Here is a 6,633-nt window from a genome sequence, read left to right as displayed (position 1 = left end):
TAGATGCCCTGGCCCTTGATGTCGTGCGGATAGCCGACCACGGCGGCCTCGGCGACCTTCGGGTGGGCGACCAGCGAGCTCTCGACCTCGGCGGTGCCCATGCGGTGCCCGGACACGTTGATGACGTCGTCGACCCGGCCGGTGATCCAGTAGTAGCCGTCGGCGTCGCGCCGGCAGCCGTCGCCGGTGAAGTACAGGCCGCGGAAGGTCGCGAAATAGGTCTGGAAGAACCGCTCGTGGTCGCCGTAGACCGTGCGCATCTGGCCCGGCCAGCTGTCGGCGATGCACAAATTGCCGTCGGTGGCGCCCTCGAGCGGCTGGCCGTCGTTGTCGACCAGCAGCGGCGTCACCCCGAAGAACGGCAGGGTGGCGGAACCCGGCTTCAGGTCGGTGGCGCCCGGCAGCGGGGTGATCAGGATGCCGCCGGTCTCGGTCTGCCACCAGGTGTCGACGATCGGGCAGCGCTCGTCACCGACGACGCGGTGGTACCAGAGCCAGGCCTCGGGGTTGATCGGCTCGCCGACCGAGCCGAGCAGGCGCAGCGACTTGCGCGAGGTCTTCTTCACCAGGTCCTCGCCCTCGCGCATCAGCGCGCGGATCGCGGTCGGGGCGGTGTAGAAGATGTTGACCTTGTGCTTGTCGACGACCTGCCAGAACCGGCTGGCGTCCGGGTAGTTCGGCACGCCCTCGAACATCAGGCTGATCGCGCCGTTGGCCAGCGGCCCGTAGACGATGTAGCTGTGCCCGGTGACCCAGCCGACGTCGGCGGTGCACCAGTACACCTCGCCCGGCTGGTAGTCGAAGACGTATTCGTGGGTCATCGAGGCGTAGACCATGTAGCCGCCGGTGGTGTGCAGCACCCCCTTCGGCTTGCCGGTCGAGCCGGAGGTGTAGAGGATGAACAGCGGATCCTCGGCCCCCATCTCGGCCGGCGGGCAGTCGGCCGAGGCCGACGCCATCAGGTCGTGGTACCAGTGGTCGCGGCCGGCCGTCATGTCGACGGCGCCGCCGGTGCGCCGCACCACCACGCAGGTCTTGCAGGACGGGCAGCTCTTCAGCGCCGCGTCGGCATTCTTCTTCAGCGGCACCTTGCGGCCGCCGCGCAGGCCCTCGTCGGCGGTGATGACGATGTTGCTGTCGCAGTCCTGGATGCGGTTGGCCAGGCTGTCCGGCGAGAACCCGCCGAACACCACCGAGTGGATGGCGCCGATCCGGGTGCAGGCCAGCATGGCGACCGCGGCTTCCGGGATCATCGGCATGTAGATCGTGACCCGGTCGCCCTTCCTGACCCCCAGGCTCTTCATCACGTTCGCGAACTTCGAGACCTCGGCGTGCAGCTCGCGATAGGTGATCGCCTTGCTCTCGGACGGGTCGTCGCCCTCCCACAGGATCGCGGTCTGGTCGCCGCGGGTCGCCAGGTGGCGGTCCAGGCAGTTGGCGGAGGCGTTCAGGGTGCCGTCCTCGAACCAGCGGATGTGCAGGTCGCTCTCGTCGAAGGAGACGTCCTTGACCCTGGAGTACGGCCTGATCCAGTCGATCCGCTTGCCGTGCTCGGCCCAGAAGCCTTCCGGGTCGGACACCGAGCGGGCATACATCTCCTGGTACTTGGCCTTGTCGATATGCGCCGTCCGAGCTGCGGCCTCCGACACTGCGATGACCATGTCTTCGGACATTGACCGTCTCCCTTGCTGGTCCGCCCGACCTTGCTTTCGACCGGATGACGGTCGGCGTCGGGACGCTTGTCGTTCACTTACTGCGCAGTATCCACACCGCACAGGCCGGAACAAGGCCCTGCCCCACCGGCGGTCGCCTACCGATAGCGGCTCCCGGGCGAACGGGGCAACGCCGGCGATCCCCGCGCGTGAAGATATGTCAGCTTCGGGCGCCCGCGACCGGTTCGCGTGTCAATGATTTACAGGCCGAACTCGACAAACCGCGGTGGCCGGCACGGTCAGGCCGGCGGCGCCTCGGCATCGATCACCGCCCGGGCGGTGTCCAGGTCGAAACCGGCCCGGGCCATGGCGGCCAGGTCGCGGTCACGCAGCTCCGGGCGCTGTTCGGCGGCGCGGTACGGGCCGAGCCTGCGGCGGCGGGCCAGCCGCCAGGCCGCCTCCAGCTCGGCAGTGCGGCGGTCGTCGCCGTCCTGCCCGGCGAGCGCCTGGTCGATCAGTTCCGGATCGACGCCCTTCTCGCGCAACACCATCTGGATGCGCCGGGCGGAATCGCCGCGCCGCCGCCGGCTCGCCACCTTGCCCTCGGCGAACAGCCGGTCGTCGACCAGGCCGGAGCGCGCGAACCGGCCGACGATGTCCTCGACCCATTTCGCCGCCTCGTCGCGGTCGCAGCGCTCCTCGCGGGCGGCCCGCTCCACCCGGCGGGCGAGCACCCGGCGCAGGCCCTCGACCGAGCTGGCATGGCGCTCCAGGTAGTACAGCGCGGCGTTCTCCAGGCTGGACTTCTTCAGCGGTCCGCGCGGGCGGCGGCCGGCCGGCTTCCTCGTGTCTGCGTCGCTCATCGGCGGACTGTCGCAGGATTCGTGGCGGACGCCCACCCGGGGCGGCCGTGCCGCCGACCCTTAACGTCGCAGCCGCGCGCGAATCGTTGACAACCTCCGGTCAGGTTCCGAGTATCGCGGTTTTCCCGGGACCGAATGGCGGCCCCGGAGTCCCGAGGAGTGCGGATCGTGGTGACCAGCGTGATGCCGACCTATGGCCGGATCGACATCGCTTTCGAGCGGGGCGAGGGCCCCTACCTGTTCGCCACCGACGGCCGACGATACCTGGACTTCGCCGCCGGCATCGCGACCAACTCGATCGGCCACGCCCACCCGCATCTGGTGCGCGCGATCAGCGAGCAGGCGGCCCGGGTGATACACGTCTCGAACCTGTACCGGATTCCCGAGCAGGAGAAGCTGGCCGACCGGCTGGTCGCGTCGTCCTTCGCCGACACCGTGTTCTTCTGCAACTCCGGCGTCGAGGCGCTGGAGGGCGCGACCAAGGTGGCGCGCCGCTACCACTTCCACAACGGCGAGCCGAACCGCACCCGGATCATCTGCTGCACCCACTCGTTCCACGGCCGCACCCTCGGCATGCTGTCGGCGACCGACAAGGACGCCTACCGCGAGGGCTTCGGGCCGCGCGTGCAGGGGTTCAGCCACGTCGCCTTCGGCAACCTCAACGAGATGCGCGCCGCGATCTCCGACGATGCCGCCGCGATCCTGGTTGAGCCGGTGCAGGGCGAGGGCGGCGTGAACGCCGCGCCCGAGGGCTATCTGCGGGCGCTGCGCGAGATCGCCGACGAGTTCGGCCTGCTGCTGGTGTTCGACGAGGTGCAGTGCGGCATGGGCCGCAGCGGCAGGCTTTGGGCCCACGAATGGGCCGGCATGGCGCCCGACATCATGGCCTCGGCCAAGGGCCTGGGCGGCGGCTTCCCGGTCGGCGCGGTGCTGGCCAGCGAGAAGGCGGCATCCGGCATGAAGCCGGGGCTGCACGGCTCGACCTTCGGCGGCAACCCGCTGGCCATGGCGGCCGCCAACGCAGTGCTCGACGTGATCCTCGCCGACGGCTTCCTGCCGCAGGTCGAGCGCATCTCCGGGCTGCTGCGCGGCAAGCTGGAGGCCGTGGCCAAACGCCACCCGAAGGTGGTCTCGGAGGTGCGCGGCAGCGGCCTGCTGCTCGGCCTGAAATGCGTGGTTCCGAGCGGCGACCTTCAGACCCGTCTGCGCGAGGAGCACGGCCTGTTGACCGTCGGTGCCGCCGAGAACGTGCTGCGGCTGCTGCCGCCGCTGAACATCGAGGAGACCCATGTGGAGGAGGCGGTGAAGGCGATCGACGCCGCCTGCGCCGGGCTGGCGCGCGATGCCGCTTGATCCGATCGCGGCCGGGGGGCCGCCCATGAACGGTGTGCGTCACTTTCTCGATCTCGACCGGCTCGACGCCGCGACCCTGCGGTCGATGATCGAGCAGGCCAAGGCCTACAAGGCCGGCGACGGCCTGGCGGCGCGGCCGCTGGACGGCAAGGTCCTGGCGATGATCTTCGAGAAGCCGTCGACCCGCACCCGGGTCTCCTTCGAGTCCGGCATGAAGCGGCTCGGCGGCGAGGTGATCGTGCTGCAGGGCGCCGACCTGCAGCTCGGCCGCGGCGAGACCGTGGCCGATACCGCCCGGGTGCTGTCACGCTACGTCGACTGCATCATGATCCGCACCTTCCGCCACAGCACCCTGCTGGAGCTGGCGGAATACGCCAGCGTGCCGGTGATCAACGGCCTGACCGACCATACCCACCCGTGCCAGCTGCTGGCCGACGTGATGGCCTTCGAGCAGCACCGCGGGCCGATCAAGGACCGGGTGATCGCCTGGTCGGGCGACGGCAACAACATGGCGTCCTCCTGGATCCAGGCTGCCGTGCAGTTCGACTTCGAGCTGCGCATCGCCTGTCCGCCCGAGCTCGGCCCGCCGCCCGAGGTGATCGCCTGGGCGCGCGCCAAGGGCGGCCGGATCACCGTGCTGCACGATCCGGCGGCGGCGGTGGCTGGCGCCGACGCGGTGGTCACCGACACCTGGGTGTCGATGGGCGACGAGGACATCAACCGGCACAACCTGCTGGCGGCCTACCGGGTCGACGAGGCGCTGATGGCCAGGGCCGGGCCGGACGCGGTGTTCATGCACTGCCTGCCGGCGCACCGCGGCGAGGAGGTCACCGCCGGCGTGATCGACGGGCCGCGGTCGATCGTCTGGGACGAGGCGGAGAACCGCATGCACACCCAGATGGCGGTGCTGTCCTGGTGCCTGGCACCCGACCAACCGGACGCCTGACCCGGAGCGGCCGCGCGGTCGCGCGGCCGGCCACCCGTAAATCCCTACGAAGGGCCGCGACGCGGTCCGAGCGGAGACCCCATGAGCGCACGGGACGCCCTGTTCGAGCATACCGGACGCGACGACATCATCCTGCCCTTCCAGATCGACCCCTACGGCCTGCGCGGCCGGCTGATCCGCCTGGGACCGGTGGTCGACCGGATACTCGGCCGGCACGACTACCCGGAGCCGGTGGCGGCGATGCTCGCCGAGACCATGGCGCTCGCCGCCTGCCTGGCCGGGGCGCTGAAATACGAGGGCATCTTCACCCTGCAGACCAAGGGCGACGGCCCGATCAGCACGCTGATGGCCGACATCACCAGCGCCGGCGAGATGCGGGCCTATGCGCGCTACGACGCCGACCGCCTGGCGGCGGCCGACGCCACCGCGATCGCCGAGCGGTCGGTGCCTCGACTGCTGGGCGGCGGCTACATCGCCTTCACCGTCGACCAGGGCGCCAACACCGACCGCTACCAGGGCATCGTCCAGCTCGAGGGCCATACCCTGTCGGAGTGCACCCATTCCTATTTCCGCAACTCCGAGCAGCTCGAGGCCGGCGTGAAGCTGGCGGCCGGCCGGGTGGCGACCGCCGACGGCCCGGCCTGGCGGGCCGGCGCCCTGATGATCCAGCGGCTGCCGTACCAGCGCGACCTGCCGGGCCGGCCGAGCGAGGACGAGTACGACGAGACCTGGCGCACCGCGGTGACGCTGATGAGCAGCGCCACCGCCGCCGAGTTGCTGGCCGAAGAGCTGTCTCCCGACCAGCTGCTGCTGAGACTGTTCCATTCGGAGGGCGTGCGGGCCTATCCGCCGCAGCCGGTCGCCGATTCCTGCCGTTGCTCCAACGTCCGGGTCGAGCGGGTGCTGCGGGCCCTGTCGGCCGAGGAACTGGCGGATCTGCGGCAGGACGAGGACGTCGTGGTGGTCTGCGAGTTCTGCAAGCGGGAATGGCGCTATGATGATGCCGCGCTGGACGCCCTGCGCGCCGACGACGAGCCGCCGGGCTTCTGACGCCGGCCGTCCTCCTGCCGCATTCCGAGACGCATTCTCCCTGAGTCGCTCCCCCTCGCGAGGCTCCCGATGACCGCCCCTGCCGCCCACCGCCCGATCCGCCGCCGGACCTTCCTGGCCCTCGCCACCGCCGGCCTCGCCGCCGGCTGCGCGCGCCCGGACCCGACCGTGCGTTTCGCCGACCTGACCTTCGCCGGCCGGGCGCCGATCACCCTGGACGCCGCCCGGATCGAGATCGTCGACGAGTACCGGATGCCGCTCGCCGACCCCAACGTCGAGCACCGCGCGCCGCTCGCCCCGGCGGCCGCGACCGAGCGCTGGGCGCGCGACGTGCTGCGCGCCTCCGGCGCCGGCGGCCGGGCGGTGTTCCGGATCACGAAGGGCAGCCTGGTCGAGAACCGGCTGAAGACCACCGGCGGCCTGAAGGGCTGGTTCACCGTCGACCAGGCGGAGCGCTACGACGCCGCCATCGAGGGCCGGCTCGACCTGTACGGCGCCGACGGCCGCCTGCTCGGCAATGCCGAGGCCCAGGCCACCCGTTACCAGACGATCGCCGAGGATGCGTCGCTGAACGACCGGCAACGATTGTGGTACAATCTGGTCGAGGCGACCGCGACCGATTTCGCCGCCTCGATGGAAGCTGCGATTCGCGGGAAACTGGCGCCCTACGTCCGCTGAGTTTTCCGTCGCAGGCCACGCTTTCCACCGCTATCCCGCATTGCAGCGATTCTGTCATATAAAGCGGGTATCAACGGGGGTCTGATTCGAA

The 6,633-nt window shown here is 70.4% G+C and carries 6 protein-coding genes; 4 read left to right on the top strand and 2 right to left on the bottom strand.

The window, feature by feature from the left end; translation table 11 throughout:
• The coding region (acs, locus tag RIC31_RS12510; protein WP_350107558.1) for an acetate--CoA ligase at nucleotides 1-1,673 on the bottom strand (1,673 nt) is incomplete at its 3' end.
• A gap of 278 nt (nucleotides 1,674-1,951) precedes the next feature.
• Entirely contained in the window at nucleotides 1,952-2,515 is a 564-nt protein-coding gene (locus RIC31_RS12505; RefSeq protein WP_350107556.1) for a regulatory protein RecX, read from the bottom strand.
• 183 nt (nucleotides 2,516-2,698) lie between these two features.
• Here RIC31_RS12505 and RIC31_RS12500 point away from each other — a divergent pair, with 183 nt between their 5' ends.
• From RIC31_RS12500 to RIC31_RS12485, 4 genes are all read left to right on the top strand, one after another.
• Nucleotides 2,699-3,868 carry an aspartate aminotransferase family protein gene (locus tag RIC31_RS12500; protein ID WP_502990122.1) on the top strand — a complete coding sequence of 390 codons (1,170 nt, stop codon included), beginning with the start codon at nucleotides 2,699-2,701 and terminating at the stop codon, nucleotides 3,866-3,868.
• 25 nt (nucleotides 3,869-3,893) lie between these two features.
• Complete coding sequence (gene argF, locus RIC31_RS12495) at nucleotides 3,894-4,814, top strand: ornithine carbamoyltransferase (RefSeq protein ID WP_350107550.1); 921 nt, start codon at nucleotides 3,894-3,896, stop codon at nucleotides 4,812-4,814.
• 81 nt (nucleotides 4,815-4,895) lie between these two features.
• Complete coding sequence (hslO, locus tag RIC31_RS12490; RefSeq protein WP_350107547.1) at nucleotides 4,896-5,864, top strand: Hsp33 family molecular chaperone HslO; 969 nt, start codon at nucleotides 4,896-4,898, stop codon at nucleotides 5,862-5,864.
• Nucleotides 5,865-5,933: 69 nt separating this feature from the next.
• Complete coding sequence (locus RIC31_RS12485) at nucleotides 5,934-6,542, top strand: hypothetical protein (protein ID WP_350107544.1); 609 nt, start codon at nucleotides 5,934-5,936, stop codon at nucleotides 6,540-6,542.
• The last annotated feature ends 91 nt before the right edge of the window (nucleotides 6,543-6,633 follow it).

Origin of the sequence: Thalassobaculum sp. (assembly GCF_040219615.1) — a bacterium.
Taxonomy (GTDB): Bacteria; Pseudomonadota; Alphaproteobacteria; order Thalassobaculales; family Thalassobaculaceae; genus Thalassobaculum_A.
This window is presented reverse-complemented; position numbering and strand designations above follow the sequence as displayed.